General features: G+C 65.6%; 20 protein-coding genes and 1 pseudogene. 6 read left to right on the top strand and 15 right to left on the bottom strand.

The genetic code is table 11. From position 1 onward, the window contains the following. Nucleotides 1–96 precede the first annotated feature (96 nt). Nucleotides 97–603: a cupin domain-containing protein gene (locus DWV00_RS06420; RefSeq protein ID WP_115532685.1), complete on the top strand. Its 507-nt coding sequence runs from the start codon at nt 97–99 to the stop codon at nt 601–603. Nucleotides 604–690: 87 nt separating this feature from the next. Here DWV00_RS06420 and DWV00_RS06415 read toward each other — a convergent pair whose 3' ends face one another. From DWV00_RS06415 to DWV00_RS06370, 10 genes are all read right to left on the bottom strand, one after another. Continuing rightward, nucleotides 691–1,725 carry an ion channel gene (locus DWV00_RS06415; RefSeq protein WP_115532684.1) on the bottom strand — a complete coding sequence of 345 codons (1,035 nt, stop codon included), beginning with the start codon at nt 1,723–1,725 and terminating at the stop codon, nt 691–693. Nucleotides 1,726–1,783: 58 nt separating this feature from the next. After that, nucleotides 1,784–2,029: a hypothetical protein gene (locus tag DWV00_RS06410; protein ID WP_115532683.1), complete on the bottom strand. Its 246-nt coding sequence runs from the start codon at nt 2,027–2,029 to the stop codon at nt 1,784–1,786. A gap of 91 nt (nt 2,030–2,120) precedes the next feature. Then, the gene (locus DWV00_RS06405; RefSeq protein ID WP_115532682.1) at nt 2,121–2,342 is read right to left on the bottom strand and encodes a hypothetical protein; all 222 of its coding nucleotides are present in this window, start codon (nt 2,340–2,342) and stop codon (nt 2,121–2,123) included. Nucleotides 2,343–2,540: 198 nt separating this feature from the next. Continuing rightward, the gene (locus DWV00_RS06400; protein ID WP_245964756.1) at nt 2,541–3,383 is read right to left on the bottom strand and encodes a carbohydrate kinase family protein; all 843 of its coding nucleotides are present in this window, start codon (nt 3,381–3,383) and stop codon (nt 2,541–2,543) included. 128 nt (nt 3,384–3,511) lie between these two features. Continuing rightward, a complete protein-coding gene (locus DWV00_RS06395) occupies nt 3,512–4,843 on the bottom strand; it encodes an AGE family epimerase/isomerase (RefSeq protein ID WP_115532860.1) in 1,332 nt (443 codons plus the stop codon). Between the two features lie 62 nt (nt 4,844–4,905). After that, complete coding sequence (locus tag DWV00_RS06390) at nt 4,906–5,946, bottom strand: LacI family DNA-binding transcriptional regulator (protein ID WP_115532680.1); 1,041 nt, start codon at nt 5,944–5,946, stop codon at nt 4,906–4,908. A gap of 139 nt (nt 5,947–6,085) precedes the next feature. Continuing rightward, complete coding sequence (locus DWV00_RS06385) at nt 6,086–6,778, bottom strand: aspartyl/asparaginyl beta-hydroxylase domain-containing protein (protein ID WP_115532679.1); 693 nt, start codon at nt 6,776–6,778, stop codon at nt 6,086–6,088. Nucleotides 6,779–6,983: 205 nt separating this feature from the next. Next, a complete protein-coding gene (locus DWV00_RS06380) occupies nt 6,984–8,855 on the bottom strand; it encodes an EAL domain-containing protein (protein ID WP_115532678.1) in 1,872 nt (623 codons plus the stop codon). Between the two features lie 142 nt (nt 8,856–8,997). After that, nucleotides 8,998–10,266 carry a GGDEF domain-containing protein gene (locus DWV00_RS06375; protein WP_115532677.1) on the bottom strand — a complete coding sequence of 423 codons (1,269 nt, stop codon included), beginning with the start codon at nt 10,264–10,266 and terminating at the stop codon, nt 8,998–9,000. Nucleotides 10,267–10,682: 416 nt separating this feature from the next. After that, a complete protein-coding gene (locus tag DWV00_RS06370) occupies nt 10,683–11,693 on the bottom strand; it encodes a bile acid:sodium symporter family protein (RefSeq protein WP_115532676.1) in 1,011 nt (336 codons plus the stop codon). Between the two features lie 327 nt (nt 11,694–12,020). Between DWV00_RS06370 and DWV00_RS06365 the strand changes: the two genes are divergently transcribed. From DWV00_RS06365 to icmF, 3 genes are all read left to right on the top strand, one after another. Then, nucleotides 12,021–12,485 carry a peptide-binding protein gene (locus DWV00_RS06365; RefSeq protein WP_115532675.1) on the top strand — a complete coding sequence of 155 codons (465 nt, stop codon included), beginning with the start codon at nt 12,021–12,023 and terminating at the stop codon, nt 12,483–12,485. 572 nt (nt 12,486–13,057) lie between these two features. After that, nucleotides 13,058–14,167 (top strand): porin, encoded by a 1,110-nt coding sequence (locus DWV00_RS06360; RefSeq protein WP_115532674.1) that lies wholly within the window; start codon nt 13,058–13,060, stop codon nt 14,165–14,167. A gap of 187 nt (nt 14,168–14,354) precedes the next feature. Next, complete coding sequence (gene icmF / locus DWV00_RS06355) at nt 14,355–17,714, top strand: fused isobutyryl-CoA mutase/GTPase IcmF (protein WP_115532673.1); 3,360 nt, start codon at nt 14,355–14,357, stop codon at nt 17,712–17,714. A gap of 31 nt (nt 17,715–17,745) precedes the next feature. Here the strand turns inward: icmF and DWV00_RS06350 are convergent, their stop codons facing one another. Then, a complete protein-coding gene (locus tag DWV00_RS06350) occupies nt 17,746–18,705 on the bottom strand; it encodes an NAD(P)H-dependent flavin oxidoreductase (protein ID WP_115532672.1) in 960 nt (319 codons plus the stop codon). A 190-nt stretch (nt 18,706–18,895) separates the two neighbouring features. Between DWV00_RS06350 and DWV00_RS06345 the strand changes: the two genes are divergently transcribed. Beyond that, entirely contained in the window at nt 18,896–19,834 is a 939-nt protein-coding gene (locus DWV00_RS06345; protein WP_115532671.1) for an alpha/beta fold hydrolase, read from the top strand. A 73-nt stretch (nt 19,835–19,907) separates the two neighbouring features. Here the strand turns inward: DWV00_RS06345 and DWV00_RS06340 are convergent. Further along, nucleotides 19,908–20,387: pseudogene (locus tag DWV00_RS06340) on the bottom strand (Lrp/AsnC family transcriptional regulator); the annotation flags it as partial. Nucleotides 20,388–20,566: 179 nt separating this feature from the next. Between DWV00_RS06340 and DWV00_RS06335 the strand changes: the two are divergent. Beyond that, complete coding sequence (locus DWV00_RS06335) at nt 20,567–21,490, top strand: DMT family transporter (protein ID WP_115532669.1); 924 nt, start codon at nt 20,567–20,569, stop codon at nt 21,488–21,490. Nucleotides 21,491–21,675: 185 nt separating this feature from the next. Here DWV00_RS06335 and DWV00_RS06330 read toward each other — a convergent pair whose 3' ends face one another. The 3 genes from DWV00_RS06330 to DWV00_RS06320 form a co-directional block, all read right to left on the bottom strand. Then, nucleotides 21,676–22,188, bottom strand: a complete 513-nt coding sequence (locus DWV00_RS06330) for a YbaK/EbsC family protein (RefSeq protein ID WP_115532859.1) — start codon at nt 22,186–22,188, stop codon at nt 21,676–21,678. A 100-nt stretch (nt 22,189–22,288) separates the two neighbouring features. Next, nucleotides 22,289–23,212 (bottom strand): hydroxymethylglutaryl-CoA lyase, encoded by a 924-nt coding sequence (locus tag DWV00_RS06325; protein WP_115532668.1) that lies wholly within the window; start codon nt 23,210–23,212, stop codon nt 22,289–22,291. Between the two features lie 107 nt (nt 23,213–23,319). Next, on the bottom strand, nt 23,320–24,288 hold the full coding sequence (locus DWV00_RS06320) for a 2-hydroxyacid dehydrogenase (RefSeq protein ID WP_115532667.1): 969 nt from the start codon (nt 24,286–24,288) through the stop codon (nt 23,320–23,322). Between the last annotated feature and the right edge of the window lie 166 nt (nt 24,289–24,454).

Raw genomic sequence — 24,454 nt, 5'->3', positions numbered from 1 at the left:
TTATCTATACTGGAGCGAGCGCTGTACTCGGAGGTTCTTGCGCGTGCAGCCTAAAAACGAAGAAGAATTTTTCTTGGACTCGAGGAGCATCCGAAAATGCAACGCCCAAGCTTCATTCGCCACTGGACTGAACTCGAAGGCGAAGACGACGCCCACTACAAAGGCGACACCGAATTGATGGCGATCGGCGCGCCGCTCGCCGCCAAGCTCGGACTCACTCGGATCGGTATTCATCACATCCGCCTGTTGCCCGGCCGGCGCACCTCGTATCCGCATGCGGAAAGCGCCGAAGAGGAGTTCGTGTTCGTGCTCGAAGGCACGCCCGACGCCTGGATCGACGGACATCTGCATCGGCTCGCGCCCGGGGACGCAGTGGGCTTCCCTGCCGGCACCGGCATTTGCCATACCTTCATCAACGATACGGACAGCGAGGTGCGGCTCATCGTCGTGGGTGAACGGCCCAAGGACGAAAACCGCATCCGCTATCCGCGCAATGAAGCGCACGAAGCCACCCGGCCCGATCGCTGGCTGGATTGGCCCGAACGCGCGTTGGGGCCGCACGACGGACTGCCGGAGCGGGTGCGGAAGGCTCGCGAGGAGTAAGCGCCGCTAGGCTTGCCGGTTAGAGGGAGCGCGCCTGCTTGACGCGGCTCGTTCATCCGACGAAGCCGCCGCAAGCGATGCGGCCGATTAGTTCAATTCGGCCGACGACATCCCGTCCGATTCGCCGATCGGCACGACGTCGTCGAACTTCGTGTAGTCGATGTGCGTGATGCCTTCCTCGTCGTCGTGCAGCAGATCGACGAAGCGATGCTGCCAACGGATCTCGTCGTGCGCCCAGGTGTGACGTCCGTACATCGTCTGCGTTGTCGTTTCGTCGGCGCCTTCGATCATGAGCATCAGCGATGCCTCGCAGGCGGCGAGGCTTTCGGCCGTCTCGCCATAGAGCGGGCTGCCCTCATCGATCACGTGCATGAGGTTCCAGCCGAGCAGGAAGATCGGATGCTGCTCGCGCATCAGCTCCAAATCGTGGATGCGCCAAAGCGAGTAGCCTTCCGGCTTCGTCTCGTGCCGCATCAGTCGCAGCCGCGCTTTCGCTTCGAGGATGACGTTCTGGCGCGCATTGGCCGCGCGCAACATCAGCGTCGGGCGGCCGTCCAGCGTACGGATCACGGCGTAGCGCGCGAAGATGATCCGCGCGCGCGGGCGCGAGAAGCGGACGAAGATGAGGCCCGTTGCCAACGCGATGCTCGACATCCCGGTGAAGATTTCGAGCGTGGCGATGGTGTGCGCGTAGATCGTCTGCGGATGCATGTCGCCGTAGCCGACGGTAGCGAGCGTCTCCACGCTGAAGAAGAAGGCGCCGAGGAATCCGTCCGGTGTTTGATTCGCGATCGGCGCGTGGCCGAACGAATAAAGCACGGCGAAAAAGGCGTTCAGCAGGACGAAGAAGCCGGCGAGCGCGGCGAAGAACATGGGCCAGCGCGCAGTCAGCGCGCGGTGGTAGAGATCGAGCCGCGTGCGATCGGGCATCCCGTGCGTGACGATGTTGCCCGCGCCCGTGCGCAGGATGCGGCCGCCCTGGCCGCCGGCGGCGCGACGCTTCGGCACCTGCCGGTTATGCGGCGAGCGCGGTACGCGGCGCGGCGAGCTTGTAGCGCCGGTAGCGCCGGTTTCGCGAGCGGGTGTGTCGGGCGGGGTCTCGTTGTGCGTGTCGGTTGCCATCGCGCTGGCGCGTCGTCGTGAACGGGCGCAGCGTAGCACGCACGGACGCGGCGCGCGACTACGGGAACGCCCTCGGCTTCGGCACGCCCGCGCCGTGTTCGATGTCGGCCACCGCTTGGCGATGCGCGGATTCGATTGCCTCGGCCACGTTCGCATAGCCCTTGTCGCCGCCGACCGTCATCCAGCGCTGCACGGGCTTTTCGTGCTGCCGGATTTCATATTCGGCATCCCAGTGCGAGCCTTCCAGTTCGATGGGCCGCACATGGATCGAATAGACGCCATAAACGAATTGCTCTTCGGCCATCTTGAAACCTCCATCCGCCGTTCGTCGGCGCGCGTTGTTCCAGAGGGACGGGCGGCCCGCGCGTGGACCGCTTCCGCCGCCGCGCTGCAGTTTACAGTTCGATTTCGCCAAGGATTTGGTGCGCAAGCGCCTTCGCTTCCTCGAGCGCCTCCGACACCGTGGCGCTGACGCCCTTGACTTCGTAGACCGTCGTTTCGGGCTCGGTTGCGTCGTCGCGCGCTAGCTGGACGACGCCCTGAAACCGGCCGTCCTCGAGTTTCTGCACGCCGGGCGTGGCCGTGTAGATCCCTTTCGTGTAGGTGACGTCTTCCATGATGGCGCTCCTAGTCGGACGCATGAATCCATCTTAGGGCCTGTTCGCGCGAATTGCAGGGTCGCCGCGAACGCACCGCGCCCGCGAAGGGGATTTCCTCCGCGGGCAGGGCTCGATCAGCAAGGGACATTCCCCGATCACCGGGGCGGGGCGCACAGGCGTGGGGCGCCGGAAGAGCGACTCTGAGAAGCTATGCGCTCATTGCAGGAGCGCAACGACTTCGTCGAGCGTTGGCGAATGGCCGCCCGCGTGGCGGCACGCGGCCGCGCCCGCGGCCAGCGCGAATGCCAGATGATCGCGCCAGGCGCGTTCCGGCCGCTGCATGAGGCTGAACAGCAGGCCGCCGATGGAGGCGTCGCCCGCGCCCACGGTGTCGACCACCTCGATGCGCGGCGGCATCGCCGTGATCGTCTCGCCCGGAGCGATCAAGGTAGCCGGCCCCGAGCCGCGCGTGACGAGCACGGTGGCCTCGCGATTCATCGCGCGCAATTCCTCGAGCGCCGTGTCTTCGTCGGTGCCGAACAGGCACCGCAAGTCTTCGTCGGATACCTTGATGAGATCCGCGAGCGCGGCCATCGTCTCGAGCATCGGGCGGTAGCCTTGCTGCATCAGGTTGCGGTAGTTCGGATCGAAGCTGATCTTGACGCCTTGCGAACGCAGATCGGCGGCCAGTGTCGCCAGCGTCGCGGAAAGCGGCGCGCGCGCGAGGCTGATGCCGCCGAAATGCGCCCAGCGCACACCGCCCATCCATCCCTCGGGCAGCGATTCGGGATCGAATGCGAGATCGGCGCTGGCGTCGCCGATGAAAAAGTAGGCGGGCGGGTGCGTCTCGTGAACGATCGCCAGCAGCGGCGCGCGATCGACGCGCTGCAGGAAGCGCAAGTCGAGTCCGGCCGTTTCGCTCGCGCGGTACAGATCGTCGGAAAAGCAGTCGGTGCCGATCGAGCCGGCGAAGGCCGTCGGCACGCCCAGGCGCGCCACGGCACGCGCGACGTTCCATCCGGCGCCGCCGGGATGCGAGGCCCAGTGCGGACCGTCCATGCGGACGAGATCGGTCAGGATGTCGCCCGCGCTGACGAACAGCGGGAAAGCCTTTGGTGCCGCGTTCGTTCCGCCGGCGGTCGCGGTGGCCGGGCTCGTCGTGCTCGGAGTTTGCATAGAAGGTCCGTTCAAGCTCGGCTCGCGGAGTCGCTGCCGTTTCCTTTTCCGTTTCCGTTTCCGTTCAAGCCGCTGCCGCTACTCTGGCCGTTACCGACGGCGGCTGCCTGCGGAGCCGATGCGTGCGCGCTTGCGTCGCCGTTCGCCTCGCCGAGCGCGTTCAGCACTTCGTAGCAGGCACCCATCGTGTGATAGTCGGTCTTGCCGGCCGGGCTCTTGTCGTCGCCGTACTTGCGGTTGTCGCACGTGAGGATGCGATACCAGGCGCCGTAGCGATGATCGACGAAGTGCGTCCAGCTATAGCTCCAGATCTCATCGTACCAGTCCCAGAAGCGCTCGCTGCCCGTGCGGTGGCCGAGCAGCGCCGCCGTGGCGAGCGTCTCCGCCTGGACCCAGAAGTATTTGTCGTGATCGCAGATTTTGCCGTCGGGCCCGAAGCCGTAGCACAGGCCGCCGTGCTCGTCGTCCCAGGCATGCGTGAGCGCGGCGTCGAACAGCTCGACGGCACGCGGCAGCAGCCATGGCAGCGGGCGATGCCGCTCGAGGATCAGCAGCAGCTTGGCCCATTCGGTCTGATGCCCGGGCTGAAAGCCCCACGGCCGGAAGATGTTCGAGCTGTCTTCCTCGTTGTAATGCCAATCGACCGACCAGTCGGCGTGAAAGTGCTCCCACACGAGCCCATGCGAGAGCTTCGCTTGCCGCTCGGTGATATTCGTCGCGATCCGCTCGGCGCGGTCGAGGTAGACGAGATGCCCCGTCGCCTCGTAGGCCGCGAGCAGCGCCTCCGTCGTGTGCATGTTGGCGTTCTGGCCGCGATACGTCGAGACGTTCCAGTCGGGCGTCGCTTCGTCGGCATAAAGGCCCGCGGCCGGATCCCAAAAGCGGCGCTCCATCAACTCGAACGTCTCGGCGATCTGCAGCCGCGCCTCTTCGATGCCGGCCATCGCCGCGTGCGCCTGCGCGAGCAGCACGAACGCGAGGCCGTAGCAGTGCCGCGTGCCGTCGACCGTGTGCTTTTCGCGGTTGCGCCACTCGATCTCCCAGTCGTACCCCCGCAGTTCCGGATCCCAGTGTCCGTCGCGCAAGAACGCGAGCGCGTGGCGCGCGTATTCGAGGTATTGAGGATCGCCGAAATGGCGGTACGCCATCGCGTAGTTGAAGACGAAGCGGCAACTGCTCACAAGGTGGCGCGAAGCACGGTTGTAGACGGTGCCGTCGTCCTTGAAGTAGTGGAAGAAGCCGCCCGACGGATCGTGAGCCGCCGGCGCGTAGAACGCCAGCGTGTCGGCCACGTGTTCGAGCAGAAACCCGCGATTGCGGAAGTCGTCGACGGGCGGCACCATCGCATTCGTATGGACGACGCTGGATGCGGGTTTGGGGCTTCGAGAGGCGTTGGGCAGCTTGGTCATGTCGTCGTTTCCGATTCAATGCCGGCCGAACCGAGCGCGTGGTGCGCGCCGGCCCCGCCGACCGTACTGGCCCGAACGACGAGCCTGACGGGCAGGCGCACCGTCAGCTCACCGGGCGTATCTTCCAGCAGCAATTGCACGCCGCGCGCGCCGAGCGCTTCCTTGTCGATCGCAATCGTCGTCAGTGCCGGCGTGGCATGTCCGGCAGCGGGGATGTCGTCGAAGCCGACGATGGCGATGTCCTCGGGCACGCGCAAGCCGCGTGCGAGCACGACGCGCATGGCGGCCAGCGCCGCCACGTCGTTGTAGGCGAACACGGCATTGGGCGCGCGCTCGGGCCCGTGCGTGTCGAGCAGACGCTGCATCGCCAGTGCCGCGCCGTCGTCGGGCGGCAAGTGCGCATCGATCGACGTTTCGAGCGAGGGATCGAACAGCAGACCGGCTTCGAAGAACGCGCGCCGATAGCCGAGCGCCCGCTGGGCGATGCTGTAGTGCGCGAGCGAACCGCCGATGAAGGCGACGCGCTTGCGCCCGAGATCGAACAGGTGCCGCATCGCGAGCGCCGCGCCCGCGGCGTTGTCGAGGTTGACCGAGCGCATGTTCGGCGCCCATAGGTCGATCAGGACGAGCGGGCGCTGCATCGCGGCGACGGCCGCGAGCGTTTCGGGCTCGACGAAGCCCGCCACCGCGATCGCATCGGGCGCATGCAGGCGCAATTGTTCGGCCACGTCTTCGGTCGGGCCCGCCGTCAGCAGCGACGGGACGATCCCATGTGCGCGGCAGGCGTCTTCCACGCCGTGCAGGACGTGCGAGAAGAACGGGCTCGCGCCGAAGTTGTTGTGCTGGCGGTGCAGCAAGAACGTGAGGCGACGGATGCGCGGGCGCAACTGCGCCGCGTCGTAGCCGAGCCGCTGTGCCGTTTCGACGACGCGCATCCGCGTGGCTTCCGACAATCCCGGCTGGTTTTTCAGCGCACGCGACACCGTGCCGATCGACACGTTCGCCGCTCGGGCGATGTCGCGAATCGTGGTGGCCATCTCGCTCGCACTCGGTGGAAAGGAATGCGGCCAATTGTATAGTAAAAATGGCGAACGACCGCCCAATCAACGTTAGGAATTCACCTTAAACGTTGAAGCGGTAAGGAATACGCAAAGAAATGTTGTTTAGTAAAAAATGCTAAACGGCCATTTTAGAGCGTTGCAGCCGAATCCCGAAGGCGACGACGCCGACGATGAGGCTCGACAGCAGCCGCAAGCCCGCCGGCAGTAGACGGCGCCGGATGTCGAGCAGCAGCACGATGCGGACCTCTTCGCTTGCGTTGCGCACTTCGTGTTCGAACGTGTCGTCCCAGAGCATGAACTGGCCCTCGTGCAGACGATGCGCGGTGCCGTCGACGGTCAACGTGGCGGCGGGGTGGCCGGCCCCGTCGAGCGGCATGACGAGCGGCAGATAACCGCGCACGATGCCGCGAAACGGCCCGCGATGCGGCGGAATGTACTTGTGCGGCGCGAGGAACGAGAACGAGGCGGACAGCACGTCGGGCGAACTCGCGACGAGCGCCGCCAGCGTGGGGCTGCGCGCGAGATTGCGGGGCACGCGGACGCCGTACGCCTGCATGATGTACATCCGCCAGTCGCGCGCGTCGTTGGCCGAAATGTCGGCCTGCTCGCGCATGATGTCGTGAAAGCGGGGAATGGCGTTGAATTGCTGGGCGATGCCGAGCGCTTCGGCGCGCAGCGCGGGCAGCGCGGCGGCGAAGCGCTCCGCATCCGGGAAATATCGCGCCGTGTCCAGCACGGCGGGTTCGGCAAGGCGCCGGTCATACCAGCGGCGCAAGAGCTGTGCGCCTCTGTCGTACAGTCGTCCCATCGTCGGGTGTCCCTTATCCGCTCGTGGCGGCGCGGCAGGCGTCCGCGCCCACTGCGCGGGATCGGCCGGCACCGGTGCAGTATGGCACCGTTACCCATGCGGATAGGGCGAGGCCGGCATCCGCCCAGCTCCGAAGGGGTTACCGCGCGTTACCGCGCCACCCGATCGAGCGATCGAGCGATCGAGCGGCCAAGCGGCCAAGCGATCACCCGAGCGCGGGTGCGCGCTGGTGTATCGCCGCGCCCGGCGGCTCATGCAGATGCAGTTGCTCCGCGCCTTCGTCGAGGTCGATGACGAAGAAGCCGTCGGCCTGCTGTTTGGCGCGATGCTTGGCGAGCGCCGCCACGGACGCGATCTCCTCGCTGCCGTAATGCACGCCGCCGCGCTCGCGGGGCGTCACGCGCACGCAGCCGATCGCCATCGTCACGAAGCTGAAGAAGGTGGGATTGCCCCGCCGGTCCTCGCCGTGAATGCCGCCCACGTCTCGGTCTTCGTCCGCGTAAAAACGCAGTGCGCCGGTGTCGAAGGCGCGCAGCGCCCGCACCGCGCGCTCGGACCAGTCTTCGCTTTGGAACAGCACGAGAAAGTCGTCGCCGCCCACGTGCCCAAGGAAGTCGCGCGTCGGGTCGCAGGCGTCCGCGAGCACGGCCGCCGCGAATTTCAGCACTTCGTCGCCCTGCCAGTAGCCGTAGCGGTCGTTGAACGGCTTGAAATGGTTCAGATCGACATAGCAGGCATAGAACTCGGCGCGATGTTCGACGAGCCGTGCGATATGCGAGCTGATCGGGATGTTGCCGGGCAGGAACGTGAGCGGGTTGGCGTAGCGGGCCGCTTCGATGCGCACTTCCGTGACGGCGCGCACGAGGTTCTCGCCCGTGCCGAGGCCGACATAGCGTTCCTCGTCGGTGATGACGAAGCCGTCGGCCAGATAGCGCTGATCGTCGCTCGCGAGCAGCTTGGCCATCTGCTCGACGGTCATCGATTTTTCGATGAGGACGGGAGACGCATTTGCGAACAGCATGCAAGGGCGTTTGCCGAATAGCTCCCGGTGATACGGCAGGGCATAGCGGTCCATGAAGCTGCGCCGGTTGATGAGCGCGATCGGACGATCGTGCTCGACCACGGCGACGGCATGCAGCGTCGGCAAGCGGTTGAAGAGTTCGAGCACGTCGTTGTTCGTCGCGCTCTTTTGCAGCGCCGGCGCGGTGACGATCATCTTCGCGGCCGCCATGCCGCCCGAGGGCGAGGCGGCCACCGGGCTGCGCGTCGCGCCCGGGAAGACGGCGATGTGCCCGGCGCCGAGCGCTTCGCGTGCGCCTTGCGCGCACTCGCGAGACACTTGCGCGCTGGGCCGGCCGATGAAAAAGCCTTGGCCTAGCGCGATGCCCATGTCGCGCACGACGATCAGATCCGCCGCGGTTTCGATCCCCTCGGCCACGAGCCGCGCGCCGCTCGCTCCGGCGAAATGCTGCATCGCGCGCACGGCCTCGAACTTGAGCGGATCGCCCGCGATGCCGTGGATGAAGAAGCGGTCGATCTTGACGACGTCGGGCTGCAGGCGCACCCACAGATTCATGCTCGCATTGGCGGTGCCGTAATCGTCGAGCGCGAACTGGATGCCGGTTTCGCGCAGCGCGCCGACGGCCGGCGCGAAGCTCGCCACGTCGGCGATCGCGGACTGCTCGGTCAGCTCCAGGACGAGCCGATCGACGGCGAGCCCGTGCCGCTGGATCCAGGCGATCGTGCTCTCGCGCGTTTCTCGCAGCGCGACGAGGGCCTCGGCGCTGAAATTCAAGAACAGCTTGCCCTCGCACCCGAGGGAGGCGAATGTCGCGACGCAGGTGCGCGCGGCGGCGTGTTCGAGCGCCACCGACAGCCCCTCGCGGGCCGCTTTGGCGAACAGGGCTCCCGGCGCCTCGAGTGCCGTCCCCGCCGGGCCGCGGATCAGCCCTTCGTAGCCGAGGATGGCGCCCCCGTCGAAATCGACGATCGGTTGGAAGACGGCGGTCAGCGTGCGCCGAGCGATCAGCTCGGCAACGTCAGACTCGCCGGGCGGGGGGGACTGGCTCAAAGACATGACGAGACAACAAGCCGGAAAGATTGGACATTCGGCTTATCGACCCAAACGCTTGAGAATTGAGTGAATTTTCGGTGAAGCGGTGCACTGAGATGGTGCGTCGCCGTGGACCGCGGGGCCCGGCGCCGTGTCGGCGCGGCCGTCAATCGGCGAGGGGCTCGCGTCCGGGCACGGCCAGCGAGTCGTTGGCGGCGTCGGCCCGGACGTGGTCGCGCACGAGATCGGCCATGCCTATCGTTTCCGCATCCTTGATCGGCACGATTGCGTCGGCCGGCCGCTCCGCGATGACGACGCGGTTGCGTCCGCTGCCTTTCGCGTCGAGCAGCGCCGCATCGGCGCGCCGGATCACGCGTTCGATCGGTTCGCCGCGCACGTGCTGGGCGACGCCCACGCTGATCGTCAGCGTGATTTCGAATTGGCGCCAGTCCTCGATCCGCCGGCGCAGCCGCTCCGCCACCCGCGCGGCATCTTGCTCGTCGGTGCCCGGCAGCAGCACGACGAACTCCTCGCCGCCGAACCGGCCCGCGACGTCGCTCGGGCGCATGCTGTGCTGGATGTGCTGGGCGATTAGCTGCAGCGCTCGGTCGCCGGCCTCGTGGCCGAAACGGTCGTTGACGGCCTTGAAGTGATCGGCATCGATGTAAAGCACGGAAAACGGCTGGCCCACGCGTTCCGCGCGCAGCAGGATGCGGCGTCCGAGCTCGAACACGCGGCGCCGGCGCGGGAGCTGCGTGAGCTCGTCGATGTCGGCGAATGCGCGCAACTGACGCTCGAGCCGAAAGCTCTTCTTTTGCGAGCGCAGGGCGAACAGGTTCGTGACGAGGCTCGTCGAAATCGCGATGAACATCGACAGCACGATGCCGAACTGTTCGACCGCCGACGGCTGGCTCAGCGCGACGAGCGCGAGCGGGCCCGCCACGGCGAGCGCTGCCGCGGCCGGAAAGTCCCATCCTCGCAGCAGCACCGGGCTGAACGTCAGCGGGATCAGCACGAAGGCGGGCAGCACGATCAGCGTGCCGTCGCCCCACTGCAGCGCATGCAGGACGATGCCGGCCTCGAGCGACGCGATGAAGGCGAGCGCCGCCAAGCTTGCGCGCAATCCGCTGCCCTTGCTCCAAGCGATGACGAGCGCGGCGGCCATCGGCAGCGCAGGCAGCGCGCTCGTGAGCGCGGCCGGCGCCATGCGCTGCTTGTCGAGCCAGGCATCGCCGGCAAGGAGCACGACATAGCCGACGAGTGCCGTGGCGAGTTGGGCGCAGAGGAACGACCAGAGCCGATGGGCGGCGTAGTCTTCGAACGAATAGTTGTCTTCCGGCGCCTCGATCGTCTTGGCGCGCCGCCCCCGTATGCGCCGCATGCGGCGCGACGCCGCCTCATGGCGCACGTTGTCGGATCGATCCTCGCTGGTCATTTATTCTCTCGCTTGGACGTGCAATTTTCTGCATTTATGGAAAAGCTTATCGGCACCCCGTTTCGTCGCGCCATTCTAATAGCGCTAAATGTCTAGTGGAATGATTTTAAGAAGATTTATGAACCGCGGGCGGCCGACGGCGGTTCGAGGGCGGTGCAAGGCAGTCCCGGCGGGCTTTGACGGAGTACCGAAAGCCGCGGGCGTGATCAAATGCGGAGTCCGCCGATTCTGACTTTTTGTGTATCGCCAAAAACGCAAACGTTTGCCGGACGCATCCGTTTTCTTTCGCAGTGCAAAATACCCGGGCGGTATTAGGTTTTTTCTATAACCCTGATTTTCGATGCGATGCAATATGAGGCCGGCGCTTCGGCGCGCTCACCCGATGCACGCGGCACCGGGTGGGTGTCGCGCGGTACTCAGTGCTGCTGTGCACCGGCCGGCTGCGAGCGTTCGGCGCGCGCGTCGCGCATCGACCATTTCTGGGCCAGGGCCGCGCAGACCATCAACTGCATTTGATGGAACAGCATGAGCGGCAAGACGACGGCACCGACGGCCTGCGATGCGAAGATGACTTTGGCCATCGGGATACCCGAGGCGAGACTTTTCTTCGAGCCGCAAAAGATGATCGTGATCTGGTCTTCCCGGTTGAAGCCCAGGCGCTTGCTCGTGACCGTCGTGATGCCGAGCGCGATCGCGAGCAGCACGGCGTTGACGAAGAACAATCCGGCCAGCGCGGCGAGCGGCAGGTGATGCCAGAGCCCTTCGTTGACGGCTTCGCTGAACGCGGTATAGACGACGAGCAGGATCGAGCCTTGGTCGACGAACTTCAGGACGCGCCGATTGCGGTCGAGCCACGGGCCGATCACCGGCCGCAGCAGCTGGCCGGCGACGAACGGCACGAGCAGCTGCATGACGATGGCGCCGACCGTATGCCAGCCGGAGCCCGACGTGGCCGCGTGGTTCGTGACGACGACGCTCACGAGCGCGGGCGTGAGAAAGATGCCGATGAGGCTCGATGCCGAAGCGCTGCATACGGCGGCCGGTACGTTTCCGCGCGCGATCGACGTGAAGGCGATCGAGGACTGCACGGTCGAGGGCAGCGTGCAGAGAAACAGAATGCCCGTGTAGAGCGCGGGTGTGACGAGCGGCGCGACGAGCGGCTTCAAGGCGAGCCCCAGCAGCGGAAACATCACGAAGGTGCTCAGCAGCACGACGACGTGCAGCCGCCAGTGCGTGGCGCCCGCCACGACGGCTTCGCGCGACAACTTTCCGCCATGCAGAAAGAACAGCAGGCCGATGGCGATATTGGTGAGCCAATTGACGGCGACGGCCGTTTCGCCTCTGCACGGCAGCAGGCTGGCGAAGATGACGGTACCGACGAGAGAGAGGGTGAAGTTATCCGGAATGAGATAGGTAAGACGGCGCATGGGCAAACTTCTCGTTATCGCAAAGTACGACTAGCCGAATGGCATAAAAAGCGAGGGGTGAAAAATGGGGTGCAAATGTCGATTTGCGGTGCAGCAAAATAGTCGCACAAATGCGGCTGCATAGACAAAACGTCACCGTAACACCGAGTTACAACGGCGTCGCTCGTCTAACACTTTTTGCCTCGACACGTCGATGGGCGGCCCATAAATTACACATCGAGATCCCTCGGAGCACGATTTATCTGACGACCGCTCGGTAAAGAAGGCGCGTGTGGCGCGCCGGTGCGCGACGGCAATCCTGTAGGGCGGTAGGCGAGTGCATCGATCATGGCGGATTCGGCTTTAAACCTCATTGGACGTTGGATGGCGGGCGCGCTGTGCGCGGCCGCGGCTTGCGCCGTGCATGCGCAGCCGCCGCACGGCCATCGCGGCGGATTTGCTGCCGCCGCGCCGCACGTTCGGCAGGCTTGGCGAGCGCCGAATCGTCCGATGGCGGGTATGGCTCCGCGTCAGGGCTCCCGCAGCTTCGTCATGGCAACCGATCCGTACGGGCACGGCGGCGCGCACATGGTGCCCGCACCCGCGATCGCACCTGCTACCGTACCGTTCCGTCCAGTCAGCGAAGAGGCCCGCACGCTCGCGCGCGAAGGCGGTGCCGCCTATCTGCGCGCGGGATCGATCCGCGCCGACATTGCCCGCTACAACGAGGAGCGCGAGGCGAACCGCCCCGTGCCGCGTCCGCCCAATGCGGGTGTGCCCCGGCCGCCGCAGTCGTCGCTCTACCGCAATTAGCGCGCCCGGGACCCGGGACCCGGGACGCTGGGTGCCGCGACCGTCTCGTCCGGCATCCTCATTCCACCGGTTCATCGCTCACCGTCGGGTCGATCGCTGCAGTTCATTCCGCTCGTTTGCGCTCTTTTCTTCCTTTCGGCTGACGGATTTCGGCATCTCGCCTGCGTGCCCGACGCCATCGTGATGTAAATACGCCACACTTTTGACCTCCTCAGCCCCCTTCTCGCGCGGGCGAGGCACTCTTCGGACGAAATTATTTTGCCGTCCGTCGCGCGTGCGTCATATTCGTTCCTGTCTCTGAGCGTGCGGCTGCGAGCGAGCACCGGCGCGCCTTTCCGGTCGTTCGTCGCGCGCCGCGCCCGTGCACGGCCCGGTTTGCCTGCACCGGACGCGCGCCACAGCGCATTCGTATGACGCACGCTTAAGCGAATCGCTATACCGGCAATAAGCGGACGTAATTTTGTCCATAAATATGGTCCGTAACGATGGATCCGCCCCCGAACAAATTCGGCGACCACAGCGCCCCACGCGGTTCGCACGCTTCACTTTTCTGAAAAAAGACAGGAGATCTCATGAAAGCCACCGTCAGCCGCGCGCTGAAAACCAGTATTCGCATGGCGGCCGTTGCCGCTTTCGCGGCCGCCGCAGGAACGGCTGCACATGCACAATCGAGCGTGCAGCTCTATGGCCAAGTCGACACGTGGGCCGGGATGCAGCAATTCCCGGGCGGGCAACGCGCTTGGGTGGAAGGCGGCGGCGGCATGTCCACGTCGTACTGGGGCATGAAGGGTACGGAAGATCTGGGCAACGGCTATAAGGCCGTGTTCACGTTGGAAGACTTCTTCCTGCCGCAAAACGGCGCCTATGGCCGCTTCACGGGCGACAGCTTCTTCTCGCGCAACGCCTACGTCGGCATCGAATCGCCGTACGGTACGGTGACGGCGGGCCGTTTGACGACGCATCTGTTCGTCTCGACGATCCTGTTCAACCCGTTCATCGATTCGTACACGTTCTCGCCGATGGTCTATCACGTGTTCCTCGGCAACACGGCGATTCCGACGGGGGCGACGTACGCCACCGACACCGGCGTCGTCGGCGATTCGGGCTGGAACAATGCGGTGCAATACTCGACGCCCAACTACAACGGCTTGTCGGGCAGCGTCATGTACGGCCTCGGCAACCAAGCCGGCCAAAACGGCGCGAAGAAGTGGAGCGCGCAGTTCCTGTACTTCCACGGTCCGTTTGCCGCGACGGGCGTCTATCAGTACGTGAACTTCAACAATGCCCCCGGCGACCTCGTGAACCCCGCGGCGTTCGGCACGATCGTCCCCTTCAAGAGCCAGGGTGTGGCCCAGCTCGGCGCCAGCTACGATCTGAAGTTCGTGAAGTTCTACGGCCAGTACATGTACACGAAGAACGAGAACGTCGTGGGCGGCGCCGGTTGGCACGTCAACACGGGGCAGGGCGGTGTGACGGTGCCGGCCGGCCCGGGCACCGTGATGGCGTCGTACGCGTACTCGCGCGATTCCGGCGGTCTCAATCAGACGCGCCGCACGTGGGCGCTCGGCTACGACTACCCGTTGTCCAAGCGCACGGATCTCTACGCGGCGTACATGAACGACCAGTTGAGCGGCTTGTCGACGGGCCAGACGATCGGCGCGGGGCTGCGCGCGAAGTTCTAAGGCGGTTCAGGGACTCGGAAGAAAGGCCGGGCGGTTTGCGTCCGGCCTTGCGAAAAGGCGCTTGCCCGGTGACGGGCAGGCGCTTTTTTTGCGCCTATGTGCGCACGCGTCCCGAGCGGGCAGCCCCGACAGTTGCTTATACTGCGATCATCAAGTGCGCAGCCGGCACGCGCCAGCGAGGGCAGCCATGACCGATCTTTCGATGCCGCAACGTCTCGGCCCGACGGGGCCGGTGCCGGCCCCGCGTCTGCGTTTCGTCACGGCGGCCGCGCTGTTCGACGGCCACGACGCCGCGATCAACATCATCCGGCGCATCCTGCAGGCGAGCGGCGTCGAGGTGATCCACCTCGGCCATAACCGGTCGGTCGCCGAAGTCGCGAGCGCGGCGCTCGAGGAAGACGCCGACGGCGTCGCGGTGTCGAGCTATCAAGGCGGTCACGTCGAGTACTTCAAATATCTGGTCGACGCGCTACGCGAGGGCGGCGGCGAGCGCATCCTCGTGTTCGGCGGCGGAGGCGGCGTGATCGTCGCCGACGAGATCGACGAACTGATGCGCTACGGCGTCGAATGCCTGTACTCGCCGCACGCGGGACAGCGGCTCGGGCTGCAGGGCATGATCGACGACATGATCGCTCGATGCATGAAGGCGAAGGCGGCGGTGCATGACAATACCCACAGCGAAACAGAGGCGACCCAGCTACTAGCGAAGCTTGACGGCGAGGGCCCACAGGCTCGGCGCGCGCTCGCGAAGGTGATCACTGCGCTCGAAAACGGCCGTGCCGACGCCGCCACGCGTGCGGCGCTGGCCGAACGCGTACGGGCGGCACCGGCCGTCCCGGTGCTCGGCGTGACGGGCACGGGCGGCGCGGGCAAGTCGTCGCTGACGGACGAACTCGTACGACGCTTTCGGCTCGATTACGGCGACACCCTCTCGATCGCGGTACTCGCGATCGATCCGTCGCGGCGCAAGTCGGGCGGCGCGCTGCTCGGCGACCGGATCCGCATGAACGCGATCGGCGAGTGGGGCAACGGCCCGCGCATATTCATGCGCTCGCTGGCGACGCGCGAGGCGGCGACCGAAGTGCCCGAGGTCGTCCCGGACGCGATCGCTGCGTGCAAGGCGGCCGGCTTCGACCTCGTTATCGTCGAGACGTCGGGCATCGGACAAGGCGACGCCGCGATCGCGCAGGTGGCCGACCGCTCGCTCTACGTGATGACGCCCGACTTCGGCGCGGCCAGCCAGCTCGAAAAAATCGACATGCTCGATTTCGCCGATTTCGTCGCGATCAACAAGTTCGATCGCAGCGGTGCGCTCGACGCGCTGCGCGATGTCGCCAAGCAGATGCAGCGCAATCGCGGTGCCTTCACCGAAGATCCCGAGCGGATGCCCGTGGTCGGCACGATCGCGTCGCGCTTCAACGACGACGGCGTGACGGCGCTGTACAGGAGGATCGTAGGCACGTTGCACGAACTCGGCTTGCGAGCGCCTGAACGCGGAGCGTCGGGCGCGCGGCTGCCTCTGACGGATGTGCGCCATTCGCATGAGGGCGGCGCGATCGTGCCGGCCGCGCGGATCCGGTACCTATCGGAGGTTGTCGAAGCGGTTCGCACATACCGTGCGAAGGCAGACGAGCAGGCGCAATGCGCGCGCGAGCGATGGCAGTTGACTGAAGCGAAGCGGATGGCCGCGCAGGGTGCCGATGCGAGCAGCACGGCCGATCCGCTGCAAGCGCGCCTCGACGCGCTGATCGCCGAGCGCGATGCACGTCTCGGCGCGCGCGAGCACGCGCTGCTCGACGCCTGGCCGCGCACGGTGGCCGAATATGCGGGCGACGAGCGCGTCGTGACGATCCGCGGCCGCGAGATCAGAACACCGCTGACCGTAACGACCCTCTCGGGCACGTCGATCCGCCGAGTCTCGCTGCCGAAGTTCACCGATCCCGGCGAGACGCTGCGCTGGCTCATGCTCGAGAACTTGCCCGGCTACTTCCCGTTCACGGCCGGCGTATTCCCGTTCAAGCGCGAGAACGAAGATCCGACTCGCATGTTCGCGGGCGAAGGCGATCCGCCGCGCACGAACCGGCGCTTCAAGCTGCTTTCGGAAGGGATGCCGGCTCGGCGCCTCTCGACGGCATTCGACTCGGTGACGCTCTACGGCGAGGACCCCGACGAGCGGCCCGACATCTACGGCAAGATCGGCAACTCGGGCGTATCGGTCGCGACGCTCGACGACATGAAGACGCTCTACGACGGATTCGATTTGTGCGATCCGGCCACGTCGGTGTCGATGACGATCAACGGCCCGGCCCCGACGATTCTCGCGATGTTCTTCAATGCGGCGATCGATCGGCAGCTCGAGGAACTGCACGCGCGCTGCCAGGCCGAGGGGCGCGAGCCGAGCGCGAACGAAATCGACGACACCCGAAAGCAGGCGCTGCGCGACGTGCGCGGCACCGTGCAGGCCGACATCCTGAAGGAGGACCAAGGCCAGAACACCTGTATCTTCTCGACGGAATTCAGCTTGAAGATGATGGGCGATGTCCAGGCCTATTTCATCGAGCACGGCGTCGGCAATTTCTATTCGGTGTCGATCTCGGGCTATCACATCGCGGAAGCCGGGGCGAACCCGATCACGCAGCTGGCCTATACGCTTGCGAACGGCTTCACTTACGTCGAGGCTTATCTCGCGCGCGGCATGGCTATCGACGAATTCGCGCCGAACTTGTCGTTCTTCTTTTCGAACGGCATGGAGCCAGAGTACACGGTGCTCGGCCGCGTGGCGCGCCGCATCTGGGCCGTGGCGCTGCGCGAAAAGTACGGCGCGAACGAGCGCAGCCAGAAGCTGAAGTATCACGTGCAGACGTCGGGCCGCAGCCTGCATGCGCAAGAGATCGCGTTCAACGACATCCGCACGACATTGCAAGCGCTGATCGCGATCTACGACAACTGCAACTCGCTGCACACGAATGCTTTCGACGAAGCGATCACGACGCCGACGGAGGCGTCTGTGCGGCGCGCGATCGCGATCCAGCTCATCATCAATCGCGAGTGGGGCCTGGCGAAGAATCAGAATCCGAACCAAGGCAGCTTCGTGATCGAGGAACTCACTGATCTCGTCGAAGCGGCCGTGCTCGACGAGTTCGACCGCTTGACCGCGCGCGGTGGGGTGCTCGGCGCGATGGAAACGGGCTACCAGCGCGGACGCATCCAAGACGAATCGATGCGCTACGAGCATCGCAAGCACGACGGCTCGTATCCGATCGTCGGCGTCAATACGTTCGTCGGCGAACAGGAGCACGACGCGCACGGGCCGCTCGCCCTAGCGCGCTCGACGCGCGAGGAAAAGCAGAATCAACTCGATGGGTTGGCCGCGTTCCACGCGCGTCATCGCGGCGAAGCCGGTCCGATGCTCGAGCGTTTGCGGCGCGCCGTCATCGACGGTGAGAACGTATTCGCCGTGCTGATGGAGGCGGTGCGTGTCTGCTCGCTCGGGCAGATCACGCACGCGCTGTTCGAGGTGGGCGGGCAGTACCGGCGCAATATGTGAAGCGCCGCCTCGCACCGCTTCGTTCAACCAATTACCGCGCCGCCAGCACGCGCTCGCGCGCTTCGTCGTATTCGCGCTTCAGGCGGGCGACGAGTTCGGCCACGCTCGGCACATCGTCCATCAAACCGACGCCTTGGCCCGCGCCCCAGATGTCCTTCCACGCCTTCGCCTTGTCGCTGCCGAAGTTCATCTTCGTCTTGTCGGAAAGGGGCAGCGCCTCGGGGTCGAGCCCGGCGTTGACGATGCTTTCGCGGATGTAATTGCCGTGCACACCCGTGAACAGGTTCGTGTAGATGATGTCCGATGCACTGGCACTGACGATTGCGTGCTTGTAGTCGTCCACGGCGTGCGCTTCCTGGGTCGCGATGAAGCGCGTGCCCATGTAGGCGAGATCGGCGCCCATCGCCTGCGCGGCGAGGATCGAGCCGCCGTTGGCGATCGAGCCCGAGAGCACGATGGGGCCGTCGAAAATCCGCCGCACTTCACCGACGAGCGCGAACGGCGAGGTCGTGCCCGCGTGTCCGCCGGCACCGGCCGCGACGAGGATCAGGCCGTCCACGCCGGCTTCGAGCGCCTTTTGCGCATGGCGCAGGTTGATGACGTCGTGCAGCACGATGCCGCCGTAGCTGTGCACGGCATCGATGATCTCCTTGGCCGGCGCGCGCAGGCTCGTGATGAAGATCGGCACCTTGTGTTCGACGCAGACGCGCACGTCGTGCTCGAGCCGCGTATTGGACTGATGAACGATTTGGTTGACCGCGATCGGCCCGATCCGCGCATCGGGGTTCGCGGCGCGGTGCGCGGCAAGCCCTTCGCCGATCTGCGTCAGCCATTCGTCGAGCAATTCGGCCGGCCGCGCGTTCAGGGCGGGGAACGAGCCGACGATCCCGGCCTTGCACTGCGCAAGCACCAGGTCCGGATAGCTGACGATGAACATCGGCGACGCGACGACAGGCAGCGTCAGATTCTGTAAAGCGGCGGGCAGGGCCATGACGCGTGTCTCCTCTCGATAAAAGAACGAACGTTCGAATTATAAACGATCTAAACCGCGCCGTTGCGGCCCGAAGCTTTGGAGTGAGTGCTCTGGTTCTACGTTTCGTGGCCCTCCGAACGGGCGCGCGTCATCCACACACCTAAAATACGGAAGGTTCGAACAACGATTAAGAGGCAGGACGAACGCTATGAGTTTCGCCGACTTTACTCCGTTTCGCGTCGACGCCGACGGCGTCGAAATCTTCGGGCAGACTGGCGGCGACGGTCCCCCTTTACTGCTGCTGCATGGGCATCCGCAGACGCATCGGATCTGGGATCGCTGCGTGGAACGCCTTGCGAAGCACTTCACCGTAGTCGCCACCGACCTGCGCGGCTACGGCCGATCGGGCAAGCCGGCGAGCGACAACACGCACGCGCCGTACTCGAAGCGGACGATGGCGGCCGATCAGGTCGCCGTCATGCGTCATTTCGGGTTCGAGCGCTTTTTCGTCTGCGCGCACGATCGCGGCGCGCGCGTCGCGCATCGGATGGCGCTCGATCACCCGGACGCCGTCGAGCGCATGATGCTGCTCGATATCGCGCCGACGCTCGCCATGTACGAAGCCACCGATCGCGCGTTTGCAACGGCCTACTTTCACTGGTTCTTCCTGATTCAGCCCCACCCGCTGCCCGAGACGCTGATCGGCGCGGATCCCGAGGCCTACGTGAAAGGCGTCATGGGCAACCGTCACGCGGGGCTGGCGCCGTTCGAACCCGACGCGCTGCGCGAGTATTGCGACGCGTTGTGCTCGCCCGGGGCCGTCCATGCGATGTGCGAGGACTATCGCGCCTCGGCCACGATCGATCTCGAGCACGACCGGGCCGATCTGGAGCGCGGACGCAAGATCGGATGCCCGTTGCGCGTGCTGTGGGGCGGGGAGGGCGTCGTTGCGCGCTGCTTCGACCCGTTGCGCGAGTGGCAGCGCGTCGCGCGCGACGTCAGCGGCCGCGCGCTCCCATGCGGGCACTACATCCCCGAGGAAGCGCCCGATGCGCTAATCGCCGAAATCCATGATTTCTTCGAAGCCGACGAATCGGGCGAGCGCATGGTGAAGCCCGAAGGACGCCTCAGCGAACACCGCGCTTGAGCGCGCGCGGTTGCTTCTCCGCTTCACCCTCCTCGTCCTTGCGAGTCTCCGCGGCGCCGCGCGCCGTGCGAGGCTCGGCCTGCCCGAGCGGCGGCAAGCGCCGCGCGACGGGCGTTGCCTTGACGATTGCCGTGCTCGTCTCCGCGCGCTCGCCGACCTTCATCAAGATCTCGTCGAGTTCCTCGATCGTGCGCAGAAAGAGCCGGCAGATGAAGCAATCGTCGCCCGTGACCTTGTCGCACTCGACGAATTCGGGGATACGGCGAATTTCGTCTTCCACGAGATGCAATTGCCCCGGCAGCGGCTTCACGCGCACGATCGCCTGCAAGGTGTAGCCGAGCGCGCGCGGATCGATTTGCACGGTGTAGCGCTCGATCACGCCTTGCCCCTCCAAACGGCGAAGGCGCTCGGCGGTGCTCGGCGCTGAAAGCCCGATCTCGCGTGCGAGGTCCGCGATGGGCGTACGGGCATCCTCGGCCAGTAGCCGAAGCAGGGCGCGATCGGTCGCGTCGAGATCCCCGGCGGTCGAACCATTGGCAAGGCGTTTTGACATATCAACCTTCGATTCGAAGACAAAATTGATGATTGACCTAAGTTTAGCCATGTCTATGCGAGTTTCAAATCGCTAGACTGATTTGCATCGGACTTCGATTTTCGGCGGCGCCTTCCATCGTGGGGCTAGCCACCGAAAGCCGCAAAACCAAACACCCAGAACCCAGGACAGGTGCATCCATGGCTAACCAGACAGGACAGGAAATCCGGCGCGGCGCCTTCGAAATGATTGCCGCGATGTTGATCTCGGGCACGATCGGATGGCTCGTCGTCGCGTCGAGGCAGTCGCCCCAAAACGTCGTCTTCGTGCGTTGCGCGCTGGGTGCGCCGACGCTCGCGGCGATTTGCTGGGCGCTCGGCTTGATCCGCAAGGACATGCTGACGTGGCGCACGCTCGGCCTCGCAGCCGCGGGCGGCGCCGCGATTGTCGCGAACTGGGTGCTGCTGTTCGCGGCGTACTCGCGCGCCTCGATATCGATGGCGACGGTCGCTTACAACACGCAGCCGTTCATGCTCGTCGCGCTCGGCGCGGTCGTGTTCCGCGAGCGCATCACGGCATCGACGGCGGCGTGGCTCGGCGTCGCGTTCGCCGGCCTCATGCTGGTGGTGAAGGTGCAGCCGGCCGTGCTGGCCGTGCCCGGGCAATATCTGAAAGGGATCGGCTACGCGCTCGGTGCCGCGTTCTTCTATGCCGTCTCCTCGATCATCACGAAGCGGCTCAAGGGAACGCCGCCGCAATTGATCGCGTTGATTCAAGTCACGCTCGGGGTGTTCCTGCTCGCACCCTTCGTGAACTACCATGCGCTGCCGGCCACGGCGATGCCATGGGCCGATCTCGGCACGATCGGCATCGTGCACACGGGGCTGGTATACATCCTGCTTTACGGTGCGATTCAGAAATTGCCGACGTCGATGACGGCCGCGCTCTCGTTCATCTACCCGATCGTCGCGATCGTCTGCGACCGCTTCGCATTCGGCCAAACGCTGGCGTGGGTGCAGGTTGTGGGCGCTGTGCTCATTCTGCTCGCGGCGGCTGGGGTGAACTTCGGATGGCGCATCGTGCCGCGCCGGCGCGTGGCGTATCGCGCCGCGGAATGCGACTGAACGCGGCGCTCGCCGATCTGCAGGGAAATCACCGATGCGACCCACGCGGGCGCGTCGGTATCATGACACCCGGCGCTGATCACGTCGTAAATTGTGCCGTTCGTCCTCGATGATGAACGGCTTTCTTTTTTGTGCGACGATTCCCGATTCCGGGCTCCGCTAGGCGCGATGCAGCACCTGCGCGGCTACGCGCGCAATGCGACGTCCACGACGGGCGCACCCGTCAGCGCGATCAATTCCTGCGGCGACAAATTGAACACCGCGTGCGGATGACCCGCCGCGGCCCAGAGGCTATCGAGCTGCAGCAAATCCGAATCGATGAGCGTGACAGGCGGGGTCAAATGCCCTATCGGGCAGACGCCCCCGATCGCGTAGCCCGTTTTTTCGCGGACGAACTTCGCGTCGGCCCGGGCGATGTCGCCGACATGCTGCGCGACCTTCTCCTCATCCACGCGATTGACGCCGCTTGCCACGACGAGCACGGGCGCATCGTCGTCACGCCGGCGAAACAGAATCGATTTCGCGATTTGCGCGACGGAGCAGCCGAGCCCCGCGGCGGCCTCGGCCGACGTCTTGCCCGTTTGCGGCAGCATGACGACGGGCTTTTCGTGTCCGCATTCGCGCAGCAGCAGCGCCACGCGCTGCGCCGAATCGGGCAGCGCGGCGAGCGGTTCCGATGCGTCCGCTCCATCGGGCATGTTGGTCGGTGTGATGTGCTGATGCTCCATGTCGCCTTCGTTCCTGCGTTTCCGCGTTTCTATTGTGCGCTTCGATCGTTCCGTGGTCGAACGTTCGAATTCACGAGGCGCATGCGGCGTTTGCCGCTTTCGCGAGCAGCGCGCGTCCCGCGCGCGAGGCGTTCGCGCGCCCGATCGATTTCGAAATGAACTCGCCGATCGAGACGACGGCCTCGAGATCGATGCCCGTCTCGATGCCGAGGCCGTTCATCAGATACAGGACGTCTTCGGTCGCGACATTGCCCGTGGCGCCCTTCGCATAGGGGCAGCCGCCGAGCCCGGCCACCGAGGCGTGGAAAATCTCGATGCCTTCGAGCAGCGCCGCATAGATGTTGCCGAGTGCTTGCCCGTACGTGTCATGAAAATGCCCGGACAGTTGCTCCCTCGGGAACACCTTCGTGACGGCCGCGAAGACCTCTCGCGTGCGGCCCGGCGTGCCTACGCCAATCGTATCGGCAATGTCGATCTCATCGCAGCCTAGCGCGGCCATGCGCTGGACGACGTCGACGACGGACGGGACCGGCACGTCGCCTTGATAGGGGCAGCCGAGCGCGCACGAAATGCTGCCGCGCACGCGCAGGCCGCTTTCCTTCGCGGCGCGCGCGACGGGCTCGAAGCGCGCGATGCTCTCGGCGATGCTGCAGTTGATGTTCTTCTGCGAGAACGCCTCGCTCGCGGCGCCGAAGATGACGATCTCATCCGCATGGGCGGCGAGCGCGCCGTCGAAGCCCTTCATGTTCGGCGTGAGCACGGAGTAGATCGCGCCCGGGCGGCGCTCGATGCCGGCCATCACCTGCGCGCCGTCGGCCATTTGCGGCACCCACTTCGGCGAGACGAACGATGCCGCTTCGATATTGCGAAAGCCGGCCGCCGACAGGCGGTTCACGAGATCGATCTTGACCTCGGTCGCCACGAACTCCTTTTCGTTTTGCAGCCCGTCACGCGGGCCGACTTCGACGATCTTGACTGAGCTAGGCAAAGACATGGAATGTCTCCTCGATGATATTCGTTTGGAATGCTAAGCAAATGGGCGCGGCGTCCGGCGCGAACGAGCCTGAACGCAAGCGAAGCCGCCAGCCATGATGGGCGATTTTAGTAGCCGCGGAGGAGGTTGACGATGCCGCCGATTTCCTCTCCGCGTGCAAGCGCTTCAATCTTACGCGCAATTTGCGCGACCGCCGGCTCGCGCAGTGTCTGCGCGGAGATATGCGGCGTGATCGTCACGCGCGGCATGCGCCAGAACGGATGCTCGCTTGGGAGCGGTTCCTGCGCGACGACGTCGAGCGTGGCGGCGGCGAGTGTGCCTTCGCGGAGCGCGTCGATGAGATCGCCCTCCACGAGGTGCGCGCCTCGCGCCAAGTTGACCAGGTAGGCCCCCGGCGCAAGATGAGAGAACGTGTCGCGGTTGAGGATGCCGTCGGTGTCGGGCGTGCTCGGCAACAGGTTGACGAGCAGTTTCAAGCCGCCGAGGAATACGGGCAGCTCGCCGCGTCCGGCGAAGGTGGCGACGCCGTCGATCGTCTTCGCGCTGCGGCTGTAGCCGCGTACCGGGAAGCCCAGCGAGGCGAGCGCCGTCGCCACATATGCGCCGAGCGCGCCGAGCCCGAGCACGCCGATGTGAAACGATTCGCGCGGATGAGGTTCGAGCGCATGCCACGGCGCCACGCCTTGAGTGCCTTCGATGCCTTCACGCTGCGCCCGTTCGTATTCGTCGAAGCGGCGCAGGTAGCGCAACGCGGCATGGATCGCGTATTCGGCCATCTGCTCGGCCATGCCGGTATCTTCGAGCCGTACGAGCGGCACGCCGGCCGGCAGCGTGCCGGGTTCGCGCCGCTCGAGCGCAAGTAGCGCATCGACGCCCGCACCGAGTACGAACACGGCGCGCAATCGCTCGCGCTGCGCGAACAGTTCGGCCGGCGGGCGCCAGACGATGGCATAGTCGGCGGCGGCCGTATCGCCGGGCGACCAGAGGCGCACGTCGGCAGACGGCAGCTCGCGCGCGAGCGACGCGATCCATGCGGGCGCGTCATCGGCTTGCGGTGTGTACAACAAGATCTTCATGCGGTGGCTTGGGCGCGATTGTGCCGCGCCCCATCTCTGCGGGCGATGGGCGCTATTTTAAGGCCTCTTCGTGCCATTGCCAGCACCATCGCCATTGCCATTGCGCTGGCCGATATGACTGCGGCCCGCGTCGGCGGGCCGCATCGGATCCAACGCCGCGAGGGGT

This window comes from Trinickia dinghuensis, assembly GCF_003367175.1.
Classification (GTDB): domain Bacteria; phylum Pseudomonadota; class Gammaproteobacteria; order Burkholderiales; family Burkholderiaceae; genus Trinickia; species Trinickia dinghuensis.
Note: the sequence above shows the minus strand (reverse complement) of the source record. Positions and strands in the feature narration are given on the sequence as shown.

What these genes read in the sequence shown, in the direction of transcription:
- DWV00_RS06395 (WP_115532860.1), bottom strand. Translation starts at nt 4,843, where the DNA reads ATGGTGCCGCCCGTCGACGACTTCCGCAATCGCGGGTTTCTGCTCGAA.
- DWV00_RS06320 (WP_115532667.1), bottom strand. Translation starts at nt 24,288, where the DNA reads ATGAAGATCTTGTTGTACACACCGCAAGCCGATGACGCGCCCGCATGG.
- DWV00_RS06325 (WP_115532668.1), bottom strand. Translation starts at nt 23,212, where the DNA reads ATGTCTTTGCCTAGCTCAGTCAAGATCGTCGAAGTCGGCCCGCGTGAC.
- DWV00_RS06410 (WP_115532683.1), bottom strand. Translation starts at nt 2,029, where the DNA reads ATGGCCGAAGAGCAATTCGTTTATGGCGTCTATTCGATCCATGTGCGG.
- DWV00_RS06330 (WP_115532859.1), bottom strand. Translation starts at nt 22,188, where the DNA reads ATGCCCGATGGAGCGGACGCATCGGAACCGCTCGCCGCGCTGCCCGAT.
- DWV00_RS06400 (WP_245964756.1), bottom strand. Translation starts at nt 3,383, where the DNA reads ATGGACGGTCCGCACTGGGCCTCGCATCCCGGCGGCGCCGGATGGAAC.
- DWV00_RS06380 (WP_115532678.1), bottom strand. Translation starts at nt 8,855, where the DNA reads ATGTCTTTGAGCCAGTCCCCCCCGCCCGGCGAGTCTGACGTTGCCGAG.
- DWV00_RS06370 (WP_115532676.1), bottom strand. Translation starts at nt 11,693, where the DNA reads ATGCGCCGTCTTACCTATCTCATTCCGGATAACTTCACCCTCTCTCTC.
- DWV00_RS06385 (WP_115532679.1), bottom strand. Translation starts at nt 6,778, where the DNA reads ATGGGACGACTGTACGACAGAGGCGCACAGCTCTTGCGCCGCTGGTAT.
- DWV00_RS06345 (WP_115532671.1), top strand. Translation starts at nt 18,896, where the DNA reads ATGAGTTTCGCCGACTTTACTCCGTTTCGCGTCGACGCCGACGGCGTC.
- DWV00_RS06350 (WP_115532672.1), bottom strand. Translation starts at nt 18,705, where the DNA reads ATGGCCCTGCCCGCCGCTTTACAGAATCTGACGCTGCCTGTCGTCGCG.
- DWV00_RS06415 (WP_115532684.1), bottom strand. Translation starts at nt 1,725, where the DNA reads ATGGCAACCGACACGCACAACGAGACCCCGCCCGACACACCCGCTCGC.
- DWV00_RS06405 (WP_115532682.1), bottom strand. Translation starts at nt 2,342, where the DNA reads ATGGAAGACGTCACCTACACGAAAGGGATCTACACGGCCACGCCCGGC.
- DWV00_RS06375 (WP_115532677.1), bottom strand. Translation starts at nt 10,266, where the DNA reads ATGACCAGCGAGGATCGATCCGACAACGTGCGCCATGAGGCGGCGTCG.
- icmF (WP_115532673.1), top strand. Translation starts at nt 14,355, where the DNA reads ATGACCGATCTTTCGATGCCGCAACGTCTCGGCCCGACGGGGCCGGTG.
- DWV00_RS06335 (WP_115532669.1), top strand. Translation starts at nt 20,567, where the DNA reads ATGGCTAACCAGACAGGACAGGAAATCCGGCGCGGCGCCTTCGAAATG.
- DWV00_RS06365 (WP_115532675.1), top strand. Translation starts at nt 12,021, where the DNA reads ATGGCGGATTCGGCTTTAAACCTCATTGGACGTTGGATGGCGGGCGCG.
- DWV00_RS06390 (WP_115532680.1), bottom strand. Translation starts at nt 5,946, where the DNA reads ATGGCCACCACGATTCGCGACATCGCCCGAGCGGCGAACGTGTCGATC.
- DWV00_RS06360 (WP_115532674.1), top strand. Translation starts at nt 13,058, where the DNA reads ATGAAAGCCACCGTCAGCCGCGCGCTGAAAACCAGTATTCGCATGGCG.
- DWV00_RS06420 (WP_115532685.1), top strand. Translation starts at nt 97, where the DNA reads ATGCAACGCCCAAGCTTCATTCGCCACTGGACTGAACTCGAAGGCGAA.